The organism is Fortiea contorta PCC 7126, assembly GCF_000332295.1.
GTDB lineage: Bacteria > Cyanobacteriota > Cyanobacteriia > Cyanobacteriales > Nostocaceae > Fortiea > Fortiea contorta.
The window spans coordinates 1,108,097-1,129,557 of the sequence record NZ_KB235930.1 but is presented as its reverse complement, the minus strand read 5'-3'; the positions used below and the strand labels follow the sequence as shown (position 1 = coordinate 1,129,557).

General features: G+C 44.5%; 23 protein-coding genes and 1 tRNA gene. 14 read left to right on the top strand and 10 right to left on the bottom strand.

What is annotated here, in order from left to right; genetic code table 11:
* Positions 1-55 precede the first annotated feature (55 nt).
* Positions 56-760, bottom strand: a complete 705-nt coding sequence (locus tag MIC7126_RS0105340) for a peptidoglycan-binding domain-containing protein (protein WP_017652097.1) — start codon at positions 758-760, stop codon at positions 56-58.
* Positions 761-1,021: 261 nt separating this feature from the next.
* Between MIC7126_RS0105340 and MIC7126_RS0105335 the strand changes: the two genes are divergently transcribed.
* The 8 genes from MIC7126_RS0105335 to MIC7126_RS0105295 all read left to right on the top strand — a co-directional run bounded on the left by MIC7126_RS0105335 (position 1,022) and on the right by MIC7126_RS0105295 (position 11,559).
* Entirely contained in the window at positions 1,022-2,449 is a 1,428-nt protein-coding gene (locus MIC7126_RS0105335; protein WP_026100052.1) for a hypothetical protein, read from the top strand.
* A 187-nt stretch (positions 2,450-2,636) separates the two neighbouring features.
* A complete protein-coding gene (gene rimP, locus MIC7126_RS0105330; protein WP_026100051.1) occupies positions 2,637-3,098 on the top strand; it encodes a ribosome maturation factor RimP in 462 nt (153 codons plus the stop codon).
* A 166-nt stretch (positions 3,099-3,264) separates the two neighbouring features.
* Entirely contained in the window at positions 3,265-4,566 is a 1,302-nt protein-coding gene (nusA, locus tag MIC7126_RS0105325) for a transcription termination factor NusA (protein ID WP_026100050.1), read from the top strand.
* A gap of 148 nt (positions 4,567-4,714) precedes the next feature.
* Positions 4,715-4,984: a YlxR family protein gene (locus MIC7126_RS0105320; RefSeq protein ID WP_017652092.1), complete on the top strand. Its 270-nt coding sequence runs from the start codon at positions 4,715-4,717 to the stop codon at positions 4,982-4,984.
* A gap of 460 nt (positions 4,985-5,444) precedes the next feature.
* Positions 5,445-8,579: a translation initiation factor IF-2 gene (gene infB / locus MIC7126_RS0105310; protein WP_017652090.1), complete on the top strand. Its 3,135-nt coding sequence runs from the start codon at positions 5,445-5,447 to the stop codon at positions 8,577-8,579.
* 116 nt (positions 8,580-8,695) lie between these two features.
* Positions 8,696-9,349 (top strand): low-complexity tail membrane protein, encoded by a 654-nt coding sequence (locus tag MIC7126_RS0105305; RefSeq protein WP_017652089.1) that lies wholly within the window; start codon positions 8,696-8,698, stop codon positions 9,347-9,349.
* A 55-nt stretch (positions 9,350-9,404) separates the two neighbouring features.
* On the top strand, positions 9,405-9,602 hold the full coding sequence (locus tag MIC7126_RS0105300) for a hypothetical protein (RefSeq protein ID WP_017652088.1): 198 nt from the start codon (positions 9,405-9,407) through the stop codon (positions 9,600-9,602).
* A 262-nt stretch (positions 9,603-9,864) separates the two neighbouring features.
* On the top strand, positions 9,865-11,559 hold the full coding sequence (locus MIC7126_RS0105295; protein ID WP_017652087.1) for a DUF1565 domain-containing protein: 1,695 nt from the start codon (positions 9,865-9,867) through the stop codon (positions 11,557-11,559).
* A gap of 245 nt (positions 11,560-11,804) precedes the next feature.
* Here the strand turns inward: MIC7126_RS0105295 and MIC7126_RS0105290 are convergent, their stop codons facing one another.
* Positions 11,805-12,068 (bottom strand): DUF3493 domain-containing protein, encoded by a 264-nt coding sequence (locus tag MIC7126_RS0105290; protein ID WP_017652086.1) that lies wholly within the window; start codon positions 12,066-12,068, stop codon positions 11,805-11,807.
* A gap of 33 nt (positions 12,069-12,101) precedes the next feature.
* Between MIC7126_RS0105290 and MIC7126_RS0105285 the strand changes: the two genes are divergently transcribed.
* The 4 genes from MIC7126_RS0105285 to phnE all read left to right on the top strand — a co-directional run bounded on the left by MIC7126_RS0105285 (position 12,102) and on the right by phnE (position 15,329).
* Positions 12,102-12,173: transfer RNA gene (locus MIC7126_RS0105285), tRNA-Thr, on the top strand.
* A 616-nt stretch (positions 12,174-12,789) separates the two neighbouring features.
* A complete protein-coding gene (locus tag MIC7126_RS0105275) occupies positions 12,790-13,767 on the top strand; it encodes a phosphate/phosphite/phosphonate ABC transporter substrate-binding protein (protein WP_017652084.1) in 978 nt (325 codons plus the stop codon).
* Positions 13,768-13,793: 26 nt separating this feature from the next.
* Positions 13,794-14,522: a phosphonate ABC transporter ATP-binding protein gene (locus tag MIC7126_RS0105270; RefSeq protein WP_017652083.1), complete on the top strand. Its 729-nt coding sequence runs from the start codon at positions 13,794-13,796 to the stop codon at positions 14,520-14,522.
* Between the two features lie 9 nt (positions 14,523-14,531).
* On the top strand, positions 14,532-15,329 hold the full coding sequence (phnE, locus tag MIC7126_RS0105265) for a phosphonate ABC transporter, permease protein PhnE (protein ID WP_017652082.1): 798 nt from the start codon (positions 14,532-14,534) through the stop codon (positions 15,327-15,329).
* A 43-nt stretch (positions 15,330-15,372) separates the two neighbouring features.
* On the opposite strand, the gene MIC7126_RS0105260 is transcribed toward phnE, so the two are convergent.
* The 7 genes from MIC7126_RS0105260 to MIC7126_RS0105230 form a co-directional block, all read right to left on the bottom strand.
* Positions 15,373-16,122, bottom strand: coding sequence for a Uma2 family endonuclease (locus tag MIC7126_RS0105260; RefSeq protein WP_017652081.1), 750 nt, complete (start codon positions 16,120-16,122; stop codon positions 15,373-15,375).
* Positions 16,123-16,306: 184 nt separating this feature from the next.
* Positions 16,307-16,441, bottom strand: a complete 135-nt coding sequence (locus MIC7126_RS32200; protein ID WP_017652080.1) for a GFA family protein — start codon at positions 16,439-16,441, stop codon at positions 16,307-16,309.
* Between the two features lie 79 nt (positions 16,442-16,520).
* The gene (locus tag MIC7126_RS27100; RefSeq protein WP_017652079.1) at positions 16,521-16,739 is read right to left on the bottom strand and encodes a type II toxin-antitoxin system RelE family toxin; all 219 of its coding nucleotides are present in this window, start codon (positions 16,737-16,739) and stop codon (positions 16,521-16,523) included.
* Positions 16,726-16,938: a hypothetical protein gene (locus MIC7126_RS0105245; protein ID WP_017652078.1), complete on the bottom strand. Its 213-nt coding sequence runs from the start codon at positions 16,936-16,938 to the stop codon at positions 16,726-16,728. Before MIC7126_RS0105245 ends, MIC7126_RS27100 begins: the two co-directional genes overlap by 14 nt.
* Before the next feature lie 42 nt (positions 16,939-16,980).
* The gene (locus MIC7126_RS0105240) at positions 16,981-19,605 is read right to left on the bottom strand and encodes a WD40 domain-containing protein (protein WP_017652077.1); all 2,625 of its coding nucleotides are present in this window, start codon (positions 19,603-19,605) and stop codon (positions 16,981-16,983) included.
* Positions 19,606-19,675: 70 nt separating this feature from the next.
* The gene (locus tag MIC7126_RS0105235; RefSeq protein ID WP_017652076.1) at positions 19,676-19,915 is read right to left on the bottom strand and encodes a type II toxin-antitoxin system HicA family toxin; all 240 of its coding nucleotides are present in this window, start codon (positions 19,913-19,915) and stop codon (positions 19,676-19,678) included.
* Complete coding sequence (locus tag MIC7126_RS0105230; RefSeq protein ID WP_017652075.1) at positions 19,915-20,139, bottom strand: type II toxin-antitoxin system HicB family antitoxin; 225 nt, start codon at positions 20,137-20,139, stop codon at positions 19,915-19,917. Before MIC7126_RS0105230 ends, MIC7126_RS0105235 begins: the two co-directional genes overlap by 1 nt.
* An 82-nt stretch (positions 20,140-20,221) precedes the next feature.
* On the opposite strand from MIC7126_RS0105230, the gene MIC7126_RS0105225 reads away from it, so the two are divergent.
* Both MIC7126_RS0105225 and MIC7126_RS0105220 read left to right on the top strand, forming a co-directional pair.
* Positions 20,222-20,452, top strand: a complete 231-nt coding sequence (locus tag MIC7126_RS0105225) for a hypothetical protein (RefSeq protein WP_017652074.1) — start codon at positions 20,222-20,224, stop codon at positions 20,450-20,452.
* 33 nt (positions 20,453-20,485) lie between these two features.
* A complete protein-coding gene (locus MIC7126_RS0105220; protein ID WP_017652073.1) occupies positions 20,486-20,749 on the top strand; it encodes a UPF0175 family protein in 264 nt (87 codons plus the stop codon).
* 58 nt (positions 20,750-20,807) lie between these two features.
* On the opposite strand, the gene MIC7126_RS0105215 is transcribed toward MIC7126_RS0105220, so the two are convergent.
* Entirely contained in the window at positions 20,808-21,443 is a 636-nt protein-coding gene (locus tag MIC7126_RS0105215; RefSeq protein ID WP_017652072.1) for a (2Fe-2S) ferredoxin domain-containing protein, read from the bottom strand.
* Between the last annotated feature and the right edge of the window lie 18 nt (positions 21,444-21,461).

Here is a 21,461-nt window from a genome sequence, read left to right as displayed (position 1 = left end):
TTGGAAGAGAAAAGTATTTAATACTCTCCTCTTCCAAATATAATGAAACGCACCGCTAGGGTGTAGAAGTCGGTGTGGCTGTTGGTGTCGCCGTTGGTTTAGCAGTCGGTGTCGCCGTTGGTTTAGCAGTCGGCGTTGCTGTTGGTTTAGCAGTTGGTGTTGCTGTTGGTTTAGCAGTCGGCGTTGCTGTTGGTTTAGCAGTTGGTGTCGCCGTTGGTTTAGCAGTTGGTGTTGCTGTTGGTTTAGCAGTTGGTGTTGCTGTTGGTGTCGGCTTAGTAGTAGGCTGTTCTATAACCTTCTTAGCCTCTTCATTTAGCTTCTGGCGGAGTGCTAAGTCAGCAATTCCAGTTTCTTGAAGTTGAAGCTTTTTCTGGAATTCCTTTACCGCTGCTTGCGTCTGCGGGCCATAGAATTGGTCGCGGGGTAACGGAGGATAAGGCTTGACGACAGCATTCAAATTTGATTGTAGAATTTGAATGATACTAGCGGCGAGGTCTTGAGTTTTTGGGCCTACTATTCCATCAGCAGATAACTTGTAACCTTTTTGAAACTCACGGATTGCTTTTTTAGTTTCTTCATCCGTCAAGGGAGTATTTGTCAACTTGACTTTATAGCCTAATCCGTTAAGAACAGCACGAAACTGCTGAGGCGTATATTCACGCTGGCGAGCAGCAAAAACTGTATCTGAAACTGCTATGCTGCTAGATATCAAGCAAATAGCAGCTATGGTAACACTTGATTTTTCTAACCCACACCACATACGTAAAACTCCTTTAGATGAAATCAGCAGAATACAGAGATTGACAAATACACTTTCAGTTTTTTGAACATCTTTTTCTCAATCATTAATGATTTTTAAGCCATGAGAGTTTGATTGGTTAACTTAATTAATGTTTTTTAATAATTAAAATCATCCACCCCAAGAAAGATATTTTACTTAACGGTAGCGGTTTGCGGGAAATAGCCAAAAATATATAATCTAAACAATTATATTGAACATCTGTATAATCCAACACTAAAAATGGCTCATTCCCCAACTTCAAAGCGGCTGCAACTTGGTTTTGAAAGATTGATGGCAATCATTGCTACAGTAAATTTATGCTTAGTTTTGTTTAATTTAAGTTACGTACCTTGGCGAGAGTTTTATTGGCGAAGATTTCCCCAAATTACGCAAATTTATGACCCCATCAAAGGCATTGAACCGCACCGAGAAACAAAAAATTATCTAGAAACCGTAGAAAAATTAGAAGAACAGGTTAGCCAAACAGGGTTACAGTCGCCCCTAACAAAAACCCAGCTAGAAGAGCTGGGCCGTTTGAGTGTGGAGATGATTGAAAGCAATCCGTTTGCGGCAGCACAGAAGAGTGGTACTCTAGAAAAGATAAAAAATCGGATGCGCGATCGCATTCGTCAAGAATCTGCCAAGCAAGCCTTTAAAACTTTTTGGAGTCAAGAATATTTAACTAAAAGAGGCTGGACATCAGAAATTAATTTTTTTAATCAGAAAATCAAACCCTTAATCGCTAGTAACTTCTACCGCAAAATTGGTGAAGATGGGGAATTTGTTGATGATTTCTGGTTGATTGATCTGCCCTTTGTAGCTATATTTGCTCTAGAACTACTGGTACGCAGCTTCTATATCAGACGTCGGCATCCAGGCTTTAGCTGGTTAGATGCGGTTTTGTGGCGATGGTATGACTTGTTTTTATTGCTACCATTTTGGCGTTGGTTGCGAGTAGTACCAGTATTAATTCGCCTTGACCAGTCACATCTATTAAACTTGCATCCAGTGTGGCGACAAGCTAATCAAGGTATAGTAGCAAATTTTGCCGAAGATATCACCGAAATTGTTGTGGTGAGAGTGATTAACCAAATTCAAGGATCAATTAAAAGAGGCGAGTTAACGCGCTGGTTGTCGCAACAAGAAAACCTGCGTCCATACATAGATATTAATAATATTAATGAAATGGAAGCGATCGCCAGTCTACTCATGCAAACAGTAGTCTATGAAGTATTTCCCAAAATACAACCAGAAATCACCGCCATTTTACGCCACAACATCAACACAGTCATGCATCAAGTCCCCGTTTACCGCAGCTTACAAGCTTTACCAGGAATAGGACAAGCACAAACTCAACTCAGCGAGCAACTAGCAACCCAAATCACCACAAATCTATACAACGTCCTCGTGAGCGCAGTCGAAGATCCCGTAGGTGCAAAACTTACCAGCCAACTACTACAGCGTTTCACCCAAGCTTTAAGCAGTGAAATCCAGAAACAACACGTCACTTCCGAAATTCAAAGCCTAGTGTTTGATTTTCTAGAAGAAATCAAGCTCAACTACGTCCAGCGCTTATCTCAAGAAGACATCGACCAAATTATCGACCAAACCCGACAACTACGCACACAAGCTTTTGGTGCCATGATCCCCGCTAAAGAGCGAAGATAATCAGCCTTGACCCTTGATCAATCACAAACAACAAATAACCATATATTAATTTATCCCCACTGCCCCCAAAAAAATGCGCTAAACTCAGATTAGAGTCGAACCATTCTGGGTTCGTCACAAGGCTTCTTGGAAGATATCCCTATCGCAGGAAGTGGGTCAACGCCCACTTTTTTTATTGAATTCTCGCATGACCCATCCTTTAGTGCCACAAATTATTGATTTGGCGTCACCAGTAGCAGAAGAACTGGGATTAGAAGTTGTCAGTGTGGTTTTTCACACCAATCAACGTCCACCAATTTTGCGGGTAGACATCCGTAATCCCCAGCAAGATACTGGGTTAAATGATTGCGAGCGGATGAGTCGTGCTTTAGAAGCCTCCTTGGATGCGGCGGAGATCATTCCAGATACCTATGTTTTGGAAGTTTCCAGTCCTGGTATTTCCCGCCAACTTGTGACCGACAGGGAATTTATTTCCTTCAAAGGATTTCCCGTGATCATCTCCACTTCTCCACCCTACGACGGACAACAAGAGTGGACTGGTCAATTGATTCGCCGGGACGAGGACAAAGTTTACCTAAATCAAAAAGGTCGCACAGTCGAAATCCCCCGCAGTCAAATTACCAAGGTGCAACTGGATGAGAGCCGATAGATAAGGGGCTAGGGATTAGAGATTAGGGATCAAAGATTAGGGATGAGGGATTAGAGATTAGTTGCAAGCTATTCTCTAATCCCTGACTTTAATTTGTAGTTTTTTGTCCGGAATTTCTAGCCTCTAGCCTCTAACCCCTAACCCTTAATTTTAAAGGAGAATACTTATGTCAATGGTTAGTTTACCGGGATTAAAAGAATTAATCGAAAGTATCAGCAGAGAACGGAATTTACCTCGGCTCGCAGTGCAATCAGCTATTAGAGAAGCACTACTCAAAGGCTATGAACGTTATCGCCGCGCGCAAAACTTGGAACGCAAGCAATTTGATGAAGAATACTTTGATAACTTTGAAGTAGAACTCGATATTGACAGCGAAGGATTTCGCGTCCTTTCCACCAAAAGCATCGTTGAAGAAGTTAGCAACACCGACCACCAAATTTCCTTAGACGAAGTTCAACAAGTAGCCCCCGAAGCCCAATTAGGTGATTCTGTAGTACTCGATGTTACCCCAGATCAAGGAGACTTTGGGCGCATGGCGGCGATGCAAACCAAGCAAGTTTTGGCGCAAAAGCTGCGGGATCAACAGCGCCAGATGGTACAAGAAGAATTCCAAGACTTAGAAAGTACCGTACTGCAAGCGAGAGTTTTGCGATTTGAAAGACAATCAGTCATCTTGGCAGTCAGCAGCGGCTTTGGTCAACCAGAGGTAGAAGCCGAATTACCAAAGCGGGAACAGCTACCCAACGATAACTATCGAGCCAATGCCACATTTAAGGTATATCTCAAAAAAGTTTCCCAAGGACAGCAACGAGGTCCCCAGCTGCTAGTGTCCCGTGCTGACGCCGGATTAGTAGTTTATCTGTTCGCCAACGAAGTTCCAGAAATAGAAGACGAAGTAGTGCGGATAGTCGCCGTAGCCAGAGAAGCCAATCCCCCCTCGCGCTACGTCGGCCCCCGTACCAAAATTGCCGTTGACACCCTAGATCGTGACGTAGACCCGGTTGGGGCTTGTATTGGTGCACGGGGATCACGAATTCAAGTGGTAGTCAACGAACTGCGTGGAGAAAAAATCGATGTGATTCGTTGGTCGCCAGATCCAGCCACCTACATTGCTAACGCTTTGAGTCCCGCACGAGTAGATGAAGTCCGTCTCATGGATCCCGAAACTCGGCAAACACACGTACTTGTGGCTGAAGACCAATTAAGTCTGGCGATTGGCAAAGAAGGACAAAACGTCCGTTTGGCAGCTCGCTTAACTGGATGGAAAATTGACATCAAAGATAAAGCTAAGTATGACCACGCAGGCGAAGATGCTAAATTTGTTGCAGCCAGAGCAAAATATCAATTAGAGCAAGAAGAAGCCGAAAATAGTCTGGAGGAATTAGAAATAGAAGACGAAAATGATGAAGAACTGACACTAGAAGACGAATCTTTTGAAACCAGTTTTGACACTAGTGACGAAGAATAATTGATGAGTTCAAGGAAATTTTAGTATTTGTTCCTAACATGCTTGTATTAGGGATTACATAGTCCAGAAATTTGGTATAACTCAATATAGGCTAACTGCAACTCATTTTGATAACTAGACTGCATGAGGTAAGGTAGCATAAGACTAAATGAAACCGAATTATCGGCGCTGTATTAGCTGCCGCCAAACAGCACTCAAACAAGAGTTTTGGCGGATTGTCCGCGTCTTTCCGTCTGGAAAGGTACAATTGGATCAGGGCATGGGGCGTTCCGCCTATATTTGTCCGCAAATGAGTTGCCTGCAAGCGGCTCAAAAAAAAAATCGACTAGGGCGATCGCTACATGCAGCAGTGCCAGAAGCACTGTACCAGACATTGTGGCAGCGTCTAGCCCAAAGCAATACCCAAAATCAAATTTAGTTTGCCAAATTTGTAGTGGTAATCAAAAGCAGAATCGTGGTCTCAAAGCCCATCTGTTGATTACCGGGGTTAGTGCCAAAATAGTAAATGGGCGTAGTTGACAAAAGGCTCTTTGACCAACAGAGAGACTAAGCAACACTCCCAACAAGTTTTACTCGATTGTGTTGTGGAAGACTCAGAATCAGCAAAACAAAAAATCACACAATGGCAACCTGGTAGCGCAAGAGCGCAGTTAGGCATCCAGGACATTCAAAAAGATTTTTGCTTAAAAAATTCTTTTTGGATCACCCTCCACCATCATTCTAGGTGGGGATGCCAGCAATAACCCGAAACATCTCTCTTTCCTGATTGGAGGCACCGGCAAAAACTGAACGGCAACCAAAAAACAGTAATCAAAGGATGGAGATGTCGCAAACCAGGCAACCATCCGCTAAAACTGTAAATTAAAGGGGAAGAGTGGATGAACAACGGCAAAGTTAGAATCTACGAATTATCAAAGGAATTGAATTTGGATAACAAAGAGCTATTAGCAATATGCGACCAGCTCAATATCGCGGTCAAAAGCCATAGCAGTACGATTTCAGATTCTGAGGCTGAACATATTCGCGCGGCGGCGGAAAAACTCGCAGCCACCAATGGGACGCCGAAAAGAGAAAACAGTCCACCCAGTCATAAACCAAATTCAGCACAAACTGGCGGACGTAATCGACCAGCACCACCTCACAAACAACAAATTTTGGAAATTCGTAAACCCAAAATATTGAGAAATCCCACCTCCAACGCCCCAGAGGCGTCAGTTGCTAATAATACTCAAGCTGCTGCGTCTGAAGTCAATTCTCCAGCACCTCCACGACCATTCGCTACTCCTGTCTCACCCATGCAGCCGACGGCACCAACTCGACCCGTACCCCGGAATTTATCAGAGACACCACAGCAACCAGCTCCTACAGATGCAGAGCCAACTTTGCATCCCCATACAGAGCCAATAGAAAAAATAGCTGCGGAAAAACCAGAAAAAATAGTCCCGCCCAGACCAAAACCGGAAAAGCCCCAAAAACCTCAACTAGTCGCCCCACCTGCTAGACCAGCGGCAGACGAACCACAGGTTGTAGAGCAACTAGCCCAGTCAGATAAACCGATCCTCAAGCGCGAACGCCCACGGAAAGCCGAAGAAGAACGCGAGTCGATTAAACCAAAAATTGCCAAGGTGCCAACTGACCAAGCTCCCCAGGCTGCACCGCAAAGACAGGCTCGTCCCAACCTCGCACCGCAAAAACCAGAACAAAGGGGCACTCGGCCATCTAGTCCCAGTCCATCGTTTGGCGAACCACAACGACCAAGACCAGTGCGTCCGGGTGAAGCAGTAGCTGCGATGCCAATCGCTACACCACCCAGACCAATGCAAGGTGGGCCAGGCAAAGCAGCAGGAGTCGAGGAAGTAGTACCCGGTGAAATCATTGATTTGAAACGCCCCACACCACCTCGGTTAGCCAAAGGTGGCAAAAAGTGGCAAGAAGAAGAAATAATTGACGAAATCAAAGAAAAAGCTGGTAAGGGAGTAGTCAAAGGTAAACGGGTCAAGCCGATCCTCGATGATGAGTTTGAAGAAGACGATCTACTAGATGAAGATAGCCTGGACGCCCCAGCCACCGTCCAAGTCAGCCTTTCTATTGCTCGTCCCCCCAAACCAAAATCGAGCAAACCAGCACAGCAACCAGCACTAGCTGTTGCGGCCCCAACGGCTAGAGGCAGTAAAAAATCTTCCAGTCGCGATCGCGACCAAAACCGTCGCCCAGAAGAAGAAGCAAAACGCGAGCGTCCAGAAAAAGTAGTAGTGACAGGGCCCCTCACAGTCCAAGAGCTAGCCGATCTCTTGGCTGTAGCCGACACAGAAATTGTGAAAATCCTGTTTATGAAAAGTATGGCGGTGAGTATCACCCAGAATCTAGATATCGCCACCATCACCTTAGTCGGCAAAGAGCTAGAAATAGAAGTCGAAACGGCTGAACCAGAAGCAGAAGCCCGCAAAGTCACAGAAATGCTGGATGTGGCAGACTTGGAAAACCTCCATCGTCGCCCACCAGTAGTAACAATTATGGGTCACGTAGACCACGGAAAAACTACCTTACTCGACTCGATTCGCAAAACCAAAGTCGCAGCTGGAGAAGCTGGGGGTATCACTCAGCACATTGGTGCATACCATGTGGATTTAGAACACGAAGGCAAGCCACAGCAAATCGTCTTCTTGGATACACCCGGTCACGAAGCCTTCACGGCAATGCGGGCGCGGGGTGCAAGGGTGACAGATATTGCCGTATTAGTAGTAGCCGCTGATGACGGTGTACGTCCCCAAACCATTGAAGCTATCAGCCACGCTCAAGCCGCTGAAGTCCCCATTGTCGTCGCTATCAACAAGATTGACAAAGAAGGTGCCCAACCAGAGCGGGTGAAACAAGAACTCACCAACTATGGTTTAACAGCAGAAGACTGGGGTGGCGAAACAATCATGGTTCCCGTCAGCGCCATCAAGGGCGAAAACCTAGATACACTCCTAGAAATGATTCTGTTGGTAGCAGAAGTCGGAGAACTTTCAGCGAACCCAGACCGCTCGGCGAAAGGTACAGTCATCGAAGCCCACCTAGATAAAGCCAAAGGTGCCGTCGCTACCCTGTTGATTCAAAATGGTACTCTCCATGTAGGCGATATGTTAGTCGCGGGATCGGCATTCGGTAAAGTCCGAGCAATGGTAGATGACCGGGGTAGAAGAGTAGATGTGGCGTCTCCTTCCTTCGCAGTGGAAGTACTCGGATTAAGTGATGTCCCCGCCGCAGGTGACGATTTTGAGGTATTCGCCAACGAAAAAGAAGCCCGCGCCTTAGCGAGCGATCGCGCCGACAAGCAACGCCTATCTCGCCTCCTCCAAGGTCGCGTTACTCTCACCACCCTCTCCGCTCAAGCACAAGAAGGCGAGTTGAAAGAACTCAACTTGATCCTGAAAGCAGACGTACAGGGTTCAGTCGAAGCGATCGTGGGATCACTCAGACAAATTCCTCAAAACGAAGTGCAAATTCGCATGTTGCTAGCCACTGCAGGCGAAATCACCGAAACAGATATCGACCTAGCCGCAGCCAGCGGCGCCGTGATCATCGGCTTCAATACCACTTTTGCCAGTGGTGCTCGACAAGCCGCAGACGAATCAGGCGTAGACGTACGAGAATACAACATCATCTACAAACTCCTAGAAGACATCCAAGGTGCTTTGGAAGGTCTATTAGAACCAGAGTTAGTAGAAGAATCCTTGGGTCAAGCCGAAGTCCGCGCTGTCTTCCCCGTCGGTCGGGGTGCAGTTGCAGGTTGTTATGTACAATCAGGCAAACTGCTTCGCAACTGCAAACTGCGAGTACGTCGCGCTGGTAAGTTGATTTATGAAGGCGTCCTCGACTCCCTCAAACGGATGAAAGAAGATGCTAGAGAGGTCAGTACCGGTTTTGAATGCGGTATTGGCGTTGATAAATTCAACGACTGGGTTGAAGGCGACATCATGGAAGCCTATCAAATGGTGACTAAGCGCCGTACCCTCACACTCACAAAATGATCACTCAGGAACCGTGGGGGCGTCTGGCCCCCTTTGGGGTTGGGGGGTACGGAAAAGCAGTTGTGAATTTTGAATGAGTTAATTTTCAATTATCTCTCCTTCCCCCTGTGTGCCCTATGTCCTCATTTCGCTCTGAACCGATTCTGTGGATTCACGTCGCTGGATTAGCGGCGTTGCCGATTTTTTTACTTTTGTGCTTATTATTCCTGGCGGTCGGTGAACCACTGTTACCAGTGTGGATGGAACTTTTTTTAGTCGCCGCCATCGGCGTAGTCCCTCTGTTGTGGATGCAAATTCGCCGCCCATTCTATATATTCGCTATTTTAGGCGTAGCGCTCAATCCAGAAAATTTGACTGAGCAGCAAAGAAAAATTCTTTGTTTAATTAATACAAATTTTAATCGCGTGCTGGCCCTGCTAGCGTCGGTACTGTCAGTAGCAATACTCTGGCAGATATACCAAGCTGCACCCTTAGTCGCTAATATTGCCAGCTTTCTACCCCAATGGCGTAGTGTGGGATTAGTGCTAGCGGCTCTGGCTTTCCTCGCCAGCAATTTGTTTCTCCAAATTCCTGTGAGTATAGTTAGAGTTTTGGTGATGAATGACACAGAATTTGCCGCCGTAGAACCATTATCTTTAGAAAAGATTAAGCAAAACTTCACGATTTTAGGGGTACGGGTGAATCGAATTTTGCCCCAGTTATTTCAATCTGCGATCGGAATCCATCAAGATTCCCAAGAAGCCCTAAAATCAGACTCAGAGCAGCATTAGACACATTATTTGTTCGGTTATAACTTTGGCTTTATCAACTGAGGAATGAGAAACTATGGCTCAAATTCAAGCTTCTAGCGATCGCCCGCTAGCCCACGATAGTGAAATTTGGAGTAGTCTGAAATACGCGATCGCCGCTAGTTCCGGTTTCCAACGCTGGCAACTAGAACATGATACTCAATTACAAGGACTGCGCCTAGAACAGCAGGTACAGCGTTATTTGCGAGAAACTTTAGAAACTTTAGCCTACTAGAAACCAAGCCAGGGATGAGAAAATCGGTCAATCTCACCTCTGGCTTCACCTCTTTTGTTCATAAAAATTAAACAAAGCAGGACAGTAGTCAAACTGTCACAGCTAATAGCTTATACAAGGCAATTTTGTCTTTTTTATTTGAAAATTTAGCTGATTAAGTGCTGATGATCCGGTATAGTTTTGCATAAGTTTGACAGCTAGGTCATTGCTAGCTTCAACTTTGTGGGAAATCATATAATTCAGCATTTCACAGACATAAAAAATGAAATATCGGGGTTTTCACATTTCTGTAGCGAAATCTCTTCGCCTTAGCGCTGGTAACCACCTCAAATCTACTTCAGCTTTACCAGTGGGAGTCATAGCTTTATTATTTGCTGCTAGTGGAGCGATGTTATTGCCCAGTGCAGTCAAAGCTGGTGACACACATCAACGGAGTATCGCCCCAACTCTCATCGCGCAAACTCCTGTGACTGCAGCAGTAGTTTACGTGAACCCAGCAACTGGTGCAGACACAGCTAATGCTGGTGCATCAGCAAATACGCCTTACAAAACCATCACCTTCGCCCTCAGTAAAGCTCAACCAGGTACCTTGATCCAACTGGCCCCTGGTAACTACAGCAAAGAAAGTGGTGAAACCTTCCCACTGCTACTGAAACCAGGAGTGACATTACAAGGTGATGAATCCAACAAAGGCCAAGGGATTTTAATTACAGGCGGAGGCTACTACACCAGTAAGACCTTTGCTAGACAGGATATTACAATTCTGGCAGAAAACGGCACAGCGATCGCCGGACTCACCGTCACCAACCCCAACCAACGGGGTACTGGGGTCTGGGTAGAATCATCTAACCCAATTATTAAAAATAATACCTTCACCAATAGCGTCCGTGAGGGCGTTTTTGTCACAGGTACAGGAAATCCCAAAATTGAAAACAACATCTTTGTGCAAAACAAAGGTAACGGGGTTTCCGTGGCTAAATCTGCCCAAGGAGAGATTCGCAAAAACTTATTTCAAGATACTGGCTTTGGATTAGCGATTGGTGGTACTTCCACACCCCTAATCGTAGAAAACGAAATTGTTCAAAACCAAGATGGACTTTTTATCTCCGAAACAGCCAAGCCAGTATTGCGTAAAAACGTTATCCAAAACAACAAGCGGGATGGAGTCATCGCCACTATCGGTGCTGCGCCAGACTTGGGAACTAATGAAAGCCCTGGTAGCAACTTGATTCGCAATAACATCCGTTACGATTTAAACAACGCGACTAAAACTAATCGCATCCTCGCTATTGGTAATGACATCGACCAAAAGCGGATTTTTGGTCAAGTAGACTTCGTAGCTGCAACCGTGAACCCCCCAGCAGGTGGTGCTGTCGCCTTTAAAGATGTCCCCGCAGGTTACTGGGCAAAAGGTTACATTGAAGCATTAGCCTCCCAAAACATTATTGCAGGTTTCCCCGATGGCAGCTTTAAACCTAATGAACCTGTGACACGCGCCCAATTTGCTACCATCGTCACCAAAGCTTTAACACCCGCTGCTAAACGTACAGCAATCAACTTTAAAGATGTACCCAGCAATTTCTGGGCTTATGCAGCTATTAAGTCTGCTTATCAAAGTCAATTTGTTTCTGGCTATCCAGATGGGAATTTTAAACCACAGCAACAAATTCCTAGAGTACAGGCGTTAGTATCTCTGGCTAATGGTTTGGGATTGACAGCAAATAATCAAAATGTGCTCACTTTTTATAGTGATGCTGCTCAAATTCCTAGCTATGCAACTGCTCCTGTAGCAGCTGCAACAGCAAGACAGTTAGTAATTAACTATCCCACACTTCAACAACTCAGTCCCAATCGTGAAGCCACTAGAGCCGAAGTCGCAGCTTTTGTTTACCAAGCACTGGTGAACGCTGGCCGCGCCCAAGCAATTACCTCTCCTTATGTGGTCAAAGTACCGTAAATTAAGAGGCTAGAGGCTGAAGAAGTTTAATATTTAAACTTCTGGGAAAATCAAAAGATAGAGACGTGAAATTTCACGTCTCTACAACAACAATATATTTCACATCTAAATAAGTATAGCCGTAGCCACATAGGTTAGGACAGTAACTAAAGATAAAACGCTTACACGAAGCGACTTTCAACCCTATTCCCTGTTAAGAGTTCCCTGTTCCCTGTTATACTATATAAATTACTGAAGATATTGCTTTAGACGTTTTTATTTTGATCCCGACCCCAGAAAAAAATCATTATAGCCACGATTCCTAATTGGAGCGCTAGATTAGGTAAAGTGTGCTCAATATCGCGTCCTGCGAGCAGTTTAAAGAAAAAGATGAATGCACCGATAGAGCCAGATGCAGCACAAGCAATGTAGATAAATTTGCGAATACTGCGATAAGGAGCAGCGATTTCTGCCTTGAGACGGGCGTATTGTTCCGGATTAAGGCGATTTTGGGGATTTGGTTCTGCCATGAATAAATGATGTTATACTTTGAGACTGTGTACGCCGATGTGGCTCAGTGGTAGAGCAGCTGATTCGTAATCAGCAGGCCACGGGTTCAAATCCCGTCATCGGCTTTTGGGCACACCTTTGCATTCATGACTACAGTTTCCCATAAATTTAGTCCACAACTCAAAAGTTTTGTGGAGCAAGAGCTTTGAACTATGAATAAGCGATGTCTAGCGACAAGCCGAGGAAGCGTCCACGCTCTTTGCAACCAAACGCGACTCGTCGTTCTCAAAACTAAATGCGATCGCATCACTTCAACAAAGCGATCATGCTATGTTACTCACTAAGTAAATTATTCGGATCAATGCCGATAGAACGCAAATACTGCGCTTATTGTTCAGCCCGAAGTCATTATTGGTGGGCTTTTTTCTGGTATTAAATAGCGATCGCCAATTTTGGCATACCATAATCAGAACATTTGCACAATGCCCGCTACTAAAGCATTATCAGCCTCTGTCTTTTCAGTATAATGTTTGTGTAAAAATTGTCGTTTCAATAGGCAGTAATCAACCTTTTTCTCAGTAGCTTTAGTTTCAGCAATCACATTAGCTGATGTATTTCATTGACAAATTACTACACACTTCATAGTTGACTTTTATTTCTAAAAGCTTTAAATTTTTTGATCGGGATAGTTGCAACTAATTAGCAAAAATATTCAGAATATCCATCTACGGAGAGTGAGAAATGAGTGTGAGAAGAAAGAGCTTGTTGAGTGTCGGCGCTGCATTGGCAACGTCTATTGGTCTAGGGTTAAGTACATTAGGGGGAATGCAGGCGACGATCGCTAACTCTGCACCCAATCAACAAGCACCACGCTTGTTTGCACAACAAAAACTGCAAAATTTAACAATAGTTTTTCCCACTCGCTCTGACTCGACAGACTTGCAAACTAAAGCAAATGCTGTCGCTGCATTTTTATCTAAAGAACTAGGCATACCGGTAACTGCACAGATTGGTGATGATACTGCAGCGGTGGAAGCTTTGAGAGCAAATCGGGCTGATGTCGCCTTTTTAAGTAGCCGTCCCGCCTTAAAAGCAGAACAACTCGCCAATGCTCGCTTATATTTGGCAGAGGTACGAGAAAATTACTCTGGCAAATACACTTATGATTCCGTATTTGTAGTACCCAGCAATAGCTCCCTGACAACGAAAAACTCTGCTAAAGCTACCTTGGAACAACTGCGAGGGAAAAAAATCGCCTTCACTTCTCCCACTTCGGGTTCAGGATTTATTTTCCCCGTTAGTGAGTTAGTTAGACAGGGATTTGTACCCAACCGCGATCGCTTGGATGGATTCTTTGGTCAAGTAAGCTACGGTGGTAATTACAGCAAGGCACTACAAGCAGTGTTGCGTGGTCAAGCAGAAGTAGCCACAGTCTCAGAATACGCTTTATATGCGCCCTACATCACAGCAGAAGAAAAGAGCAAACTACGAGTGCTATATAAAATATCTGGTGTTCCCGCTCACGGTATCGCCATTGACGATGATGTTTCTCCCGCAGACAGAGAAAAAATCATCAACGCCCTGCTGAAATTAAATCAACCGGCAAATAACCAACTACTACGCAACCTATATAACTCCACAGAATTAGTGCGAGTTAATCATAATCGTCATTTGGCACCAGTGCGTGATGCCCTCAAGCGTGTAGGCATAGAGCCATAATATCAAGGGTGTGAGCGCAAATAGGAATGAACGATTACGTGATAGATTGCCAAAACCTAGAGACAGCATACACTGCATCTTTACATCGTCCCATTCTCAATGGGATTAATTGCCAGATTCAGCCTGGTGAATTCGTGGTTTTGCTGGGACTCAACGGTGCTGGTAAATCTACCTTATTGCGATCGCTTGTGGGTCTAGTACCGATTGTGCGGGGAACAATTCAAATCAATGGTGTCACCATGAACCCCCGCACACTCACCACAATTCGGCGCGACATCGGGATGTTGTTTCAAGGTGGTGGGTTGATTCGCCAACTATCAGCCATAGAAAATGTCCTGTGTGGACGCCTGGGAACAAGGACAACTTGGCAAACCTTGTGGGGATTCGGGCAACGCGATCGCCTCTTAGCCCTAAAATTGTTAGAAGAAATGGGCTTAAAAGAGCAAGCCTACCAAAAAACAGCCCAACTCAGCGGTGGACAGCAACAAAGAGTAGCCATCGCCCGTGCTTTAATTCAATCACCCCAAATACTTTTAGCAGACGAACCCATCACAGGCTTAGATATCATCGCCGCTCAACAAGTAATGCAGACTTTAGCAAAACTGCATTCCCAACAAGGAATGACAATTATTAGCGTTTTGCATGATTTGGGGATAGCAGCAGAATATGCCCAAAGGGCGATCGTCCTCGAAGCCGGACGTATAATTTATGACGGCCCTTGTCACAACCTGCAAGACCATTTTTCCCCATCGTAAACAGTATCAATGATTAAATACTTGTCCAAATTTTCCATCACAGGGCGCTATCCTGGAATCAACTCATTAATTATCTTGTTAAGCCTAGTAATAGGCTATGGTTGGGCACTGCAGGGTTTAAAAATTGATTTTGCCACACTCCAGACAAGCTGGCCTTACATCACCGATTTTGTCTCCAGGTTATTTCCGCCCAATTGGACAGTTTTAGACATAGCCATTAAAGGACTGCTAGAAACAGTACAGATGTCATTGTGGGGAACCACCATCGGTGCGATCGCCTCCTTACCAATTGCGATCGCCAGCGCCAGCAATATTGCACCTCAATGGTTGCAATGGTTAGCAAACTTACTGCAAAACGCCGTCCGTTCCGTCCCCTCAATTATTTTAGGATTAATCTTTGTCGCCGCCACAGGCTTAGGAGCACCCGCAGGGACATTAGCTCTGGGAATTTACACCATCGGCTACCTAGCCAAGTTCTATCAACAAGCGATCGAAGCCGTGGATTCCCGTTCCATCGAATCCTTAGAAGTGATTGGCGCATCCAAAATGCAAATTGCTCAATATGGAATCTTGCCCCAAGTTATGCCATTGGCGTTAGGATACACCTTTTGGATGTTTGAATACAATATCCGTGCCGCTTCCGTCTTGGGTGTAGTTGGTGCTGGAGGAATTGGCTTTCAGTTGAAAAGTTACATTGACGGCTTTGAATATACCAAAGCCACCACCATGATGTTAGTACTGTTGGTAGTCGTCACAGTTATTGATGCCGTTAGTAGTCAATTACGCCGGCGCCTTGATGCAATGTAGTTTGCTGAATTTTATCCTTGATGTGGGAGAATTAATCATTTGGTTATGATTCGTTTGGGTCGATTCCCAAGCTTCTGAGCCGCGCTTCTAATTGTTCAGCCCGTTGTCTTTCTTGTTCAGCTCGTTGTCTTTCCTGTTCAGCCCGCTGTCTTTCCTGTTCAAGCTGCTGCTGCGCTTGTGTAGCTGCTTCTTCAGGAGAGAGAACTAACTCCCCATCAGAAGTAAAATAGCGCAATTGTCGTTGATGAATTCCCAAATATAATCCCAATTGCTGACTCCACAACCAGCCTTGCTCATTAGGTGTGATGGGTTCATAAGTTCCTCGAATCAAAGTAAACCCCTGAAATTCTAAACTATCAGGGTCAAACCAAAAATAATCTGGTGTCCGAAAAACATCTTGATAGATTTCCTTCTTCTCTCCCCTGTCTATTTTCGCAGTGCTATCAGAGAGAATTTCGATAATCACATTAGGATATTTTCCCCCCTCTTGCCAAACAACCCAACTTCTGCGTTCTTGATTGCGGGTTGTTCCCAAAACAACAAAAAAATCGGGGCCGCGAAAGTCTTCTGATTTTTTTTGATTAGGGCTATAGTAAACAGTCAAGTTCCCCGTAGCAAAATAATCGTCTTTATTCTGCCACGCCCATTCTAGACATTGAATGAGGATTAAAATTTGCCGTAGATGTAGATTGGTTTCCAACGGAGGCTCATCACTCCAAAATTCCCCTTGAGGGAAAATTATCTCATCTTTGTGGTCTGTTGGCGAAATCGCTACGGGTGGGGAAGAAGTCATGGTTGCTGAGTTAAATTTGATTAACCATTGTTTGACAGACGGTTATGTATATAAAATTGTAGCGATTTAATGGCGATCGCAACATCCCAGGTAATTGTCCTTCTGCATCAGCATCGTTCCATGTAAGACCTTATTGTTAAACCTTCACTAAAAGTGAAACGGTATTAGCATTTAGCTCCCAAACCTACGCATCCTGGGGAGGAAACTCCAAAAACTGAGGGGCTTGTCCGCCAATGTGATCCCAAGTTGCTTTGGAGCCAACGAAAATGTGCATCTCGATTTGAACACCTGGATCTCCATCAACGCTTCCGAGAGTCATACCATTTCACTTCAATCATGATACAAATACGGGTGTAAGGGCGAACGGCCGTTCGCCCCTACGATACGTTGACACAGCGCTAAATCTGAATATAGGGGGTTAGACACCTTATTCTGTAATCACCGACACGAATTTTATATTTATCATCGTAGCCTTTCATTTTTTGCAAATAGCCCAAATCAAAGGGGTTTTCTGATTCTAGTTCTTGAAAGACGATTGGTTCAATGCGAGCTTGCACATCTTGTGGTAAATCTGCTAATTCTTTTAAGAATTTTTTAGTATATTCAATTTTCCACATTCTTTTGCTTTAATGATTGATAATATTTCCATGCTTCATCCTTAGCGAGACGTTCATCGTCTTCTGATTCCGCCATTAGCTTGATTAAGCCGTAATTTTCTAAGATTTCTTCAATTTTCTCAAAGTCAGCTATAGGAATTTGTACAGCAATAGGTTGCTGATTTTCGTCCATGAGGTAATTTTTGGTTATTTCTAGCATTTGATTGATTGTTGGCAGTTTCTATTTACTATTTTGACGCTGTTATTGGACAACTAGCTGCGATCGCCAAATTTTAATATTTCCGCTACTATCTCCTGCAGCCAGCCAATCTCCGTCAGGGCTAAAGGCGACAGACTCAACTCCACTAAAATGATTCAGGCTATGAATTTCTTTACCTGTCGATATTTCCCACACTTTGATAGTGTTGTCATGACTACCACTAGCGAGGATTTGCCCATCACTACTGATGGCAACAGATTTAACTAAGTCGGAATGACCACTGAGGGTGCGAATTTCCCTTCCTGTGCTCACCGACCACAGTTTGATAGTGTTGTCATGACTACCACTAGCGAGGATTTGCCCATCACTACTGATGGCAACAGATTTAACTAAGTCGGAATGACCACTGAGGGTGCGAATTTCCCTTCCTGTGCTCACCGACCACAGTTTGATAGTGGTGTCTCGACTACCACTAGCGAGAATTTGCCCATCGCTGCTGATGGCTAAGGAATAAAGCGAGTCGAAATGACCACTGAGGGTGCGAATTTCTCTGCCTGTTGCTACATCCCAAAGTTTGATAGTGGTGTCTCCACCACCACTAACCAAGATTTGCCCATCGCTACTGATGGTTACAGATTGAACCGATTCGGAATGACCACTCAGAGTGCGAATTTCTCTGCCTGTTGTCATTGACCACAGTTTGATATTCTTGTCAAAACTACCACTAGCCAGGATTTGCCCATCATTACTGATGGCTATGGAATTAACCCAAAAGGAATGACCATTCAGAGTGCGAATTTCTCTGCCTGTTGTCACTGACCACAGTTTGATAGTCTCGCCCCCACTAGCCAGTATTTGCCCATTATTACTGATGGCGACACAATAAACAAAATGGGAATGACCAGTCAAGGTGCGAATTTCTCTGCCTGTTGTCACTGACCACAGTTTGATGCCGTCCCGACTACTGCTAACCAGAATTTGCCCATCACTACTGATAGCTACGGATTGAACCGATTCGGAACGACCAGTCAGAGTGTGAATTTCTCTGCCTGTTGCCACTTCCCACAGTCTGATAGTATCGTCATTACCTCCACTAGCCAAAATTTGCCCATCGCGACTGATGACTACGGATTGAACACCATAAAAATGACCAGTCAAGGTGCGAATTTCTCTGCCTGTTGCCATTGACCACAATTTGATAGTCTTGTCGCTACTACCGCTAGCAAGAATTTGCCCATCACTACTGATGGCAACAGATTTAACTAAGTCGGAATGACCACTGAGGGTGCAAATTTTCCTTCCTGTGCTCACTGACCACAGTCTGATAGTGTAGTCTTCACTACCACTAGCGAGAATTTGCCCATCACTACTGATGGCGACGGAATTAACCCGCTTGGAATGACCACTGAGAGTGCGAATTTCCCTTCCTGTGCTCACTGACCACAGTCTGATAGTGTAGTCTTCACTACCACTAGCGAGAATTTGCCCATCACTACTAATGGCGACGGAATTAACCCGCTTGGAATGACCACTGAGGGTGTGAATTTCCCTTCCTGTGCTCACTGACCACAGTTTGATAGTGTAGTCTTCACTACTACTGGCGAGAATTTGCCCATCACTACTGATGGCGACTGATTTAACCGAGTCAGAATGACCACTCAGAGTGCGGATAAGTTGACCTGTAGTTGATGAAAACAAGTGAATAACTGAACCTGCCACACTTGCTAAAATATCTTCCTTGGGGCTAAGGGTTACTATTCCAGAAATCCCGGGGATGATGTGGACGCATTCCCAAAATGCAGGTGTGTAGACAGGAGGTATGACTGGTTGTGTTGGCGGTACGGAACTTGCACCCAACAAATCTAACCACTCCTGCACCGACTGGGGACGAAACTTGTAATTTAACGCCATCCCCCTCATAATTGCGTTATTCACCCGATCGCTCACATTGGCATTTAATTCTTTTGGCGATCGCATGGTAAGATTTTGCAGTCTAGCTGGTGCCGGCATCGGCAACTGTCCAGTCAGCAAAGCATACAATGTGGCAGCTAAGGCGTAAACATCTATATATTCTCCCCGTTCTGCATTAGGTACATACTGTTCTGGAGGCGCATAACCATGAGTCACGCTCTCTGTATGCTGTAAAACTGCACCCGGAATAAATTGTCTAGCAAGACCAAAGTCAATTAGCACGGCTTCTTGTTTACCCGCACGCATCATAATATTACTCGGCTTTAAATCTCGATGCAGCAAGCCGCGTTCGTGAACTACAGTTAAAGCTTCGCCAATTTGCTGGATATATAGCAGTGCATCTGCTTCTGGTAAAGCCCCTTTTGCGGTTATCTGCTTACCTAAATCTTCGCCTTCGATGTATTCCATCGCCATGCACGGCAAATCAACCTCATCAAAGACATTTTCTACCTGCACAATATGAGGATGGCGACACAAAGACAGTCGCAATGCTTCATCCCGAAAGTCATGCCGTAATTTATCTTGATGTGGTATCCATTGGGGATGGTTGAGGATTTGTTCTCTGAGGGTTTTAATGACTCGCAATTCACCGCGTCGATTTTTCGCAAGATAGGTGATACCCACTCCACCTTCACCTAATTTTCTCTCGATGATGTAGCGTCCACCAAATAACTGCTGCCCTGGATTCCACACCATAGGTCAAGACTGTAGTTTTACTGATATTTTATTTTGGCACATCATATATATCAGTTTTTGGTATCTTTACTCAACTTTGCTCATAGGCTGTTAAGAATTCGTCCCGCGAGATACTTACTTGAGTGCAAATTGCTCTTAATGTACCTGATTTAATTTGAGATTGATTAGGCATTACTAATGGTGTCTGTGAGCCATCTTCATTTTCTCGCGCCATGACAATATGTTCACGTTCTCGAACAATGCGAAATCCCAATAACTCAAATGCTTTGATAACTCTCGTTTTAGGCGCATCGACAGGAAATTTGGACATTAAATAGCCACCTCTGCCTCTGTCAGAAATGCCTCGATTACTGGTAATTCATCTTCGAGCATTTCTTTACCAAATATCTCAATGTAGCAGTGAATAGCTGACTTGACATCTGCTAAGGCTTCTTCATAAGTGTCACCTTGACCAACTATTGCCCCTTGTATACCAAGAGGATAGGCAACATAACCGTCAGAATGCTTTTCGACAATAATTTTGATCTGTTTCATTACTAGTGTGTTTAATCAGGGAAATTTTAGGGAACGCCTATCTAGCTTACAATAAAGCAGCATATTCAATTGTAATAAACTTATGGTAATCGTCGTATTTAAACCCTCATCCTGGCTAACGACTGGTATTAGAGTCGAAAAAGTTAATAATCTTAATCTGTTTAAATTTACAGACGAATTGGGTTTGCGGATGCAAGAACTCTTAGATAGAAAAAAAGCTGATTCTCTGACAACGGAAGAAGCAGCAGAATTAGAAGCAATTGGAGAATTAGATGTCATTTTTAGCTACATTAATGCGACAATTGCTTCCTAGAAACGACGATTCGTAATAATATGGGAAAAATATATGCGAACAATACCAATCCAATTACCCGAAACAGTATTTTCAGCAATTCGGAAAAATCCTGAAGAATTTATCCAAGAAATGCGAATTGCCGCAGCAGTTAAATGGTATGAATTAGGCGAAATATCACAAGCTAAAGCAGCAGAAATTGCTGGGCTAAGTCGTGCTGAGTTTATTCAGGCTTTATCACGCTACAAAGTAGATTTTATGCAATATACTGCCCAAGAGTTAGCTGACGAATTGGCAGGTTTAAATTCACAGCAATAAGGGCACAACTGCAGTTGTGCCCATACAAAATGCTGATGAAATTTTCTCATTAAAGCAATTAGCTACTAAGGGCTAAATTTGCTAAGGGTATCGGTAATTCCTTGGTGTTTTCTGGTCTATTAGTAATATGTTTTTCTATAATTGCTGGAATTTGTGCAGCTTGAATGCGAGTGTAGCGGGTTTTGTCTGGCATGACTACGTTAGGCCCGGCTTTGCAGTTTTTCATACAACCAGTACCCCTGATTGTAACTTGGTCTGCTAAAGAGCGATCGCGCAACGCCATTTCTAAAGCTTGACAAACTGCTTTACCACCACGGTTCATGCAATCAGACTTTTGACAGACCAAAATTGTCGCCTTATTCTTGGGTGATTGCACCTTGGTGTTACTATCAAGCTGGCTAGTCCGACCGACTCCCTCCACTTCAGGACGGGCCGCCATCACACTCTCAGCCTTCAGTTTAAACTCCCCCGTCTTGCCATCATATTTCTTCGTCCCCGCAGCTTGTAGCCAAGTCCCCCGTGGTAAGCGCCAGTCAAAAGCTACCCGTAAATGTTTAGCGAGTTTGACATAGCATTCACCCTCAGCAGTCGCAAGCAACAAACCCTTAAGCTTGTAACCATCCTTCACCACAAAATCCAGTAGTCTACCTTCCAGACAAAATTCTGATACTTCGGTGATGTGGGATTGATTCATATTTTTTAACCTCCTTTG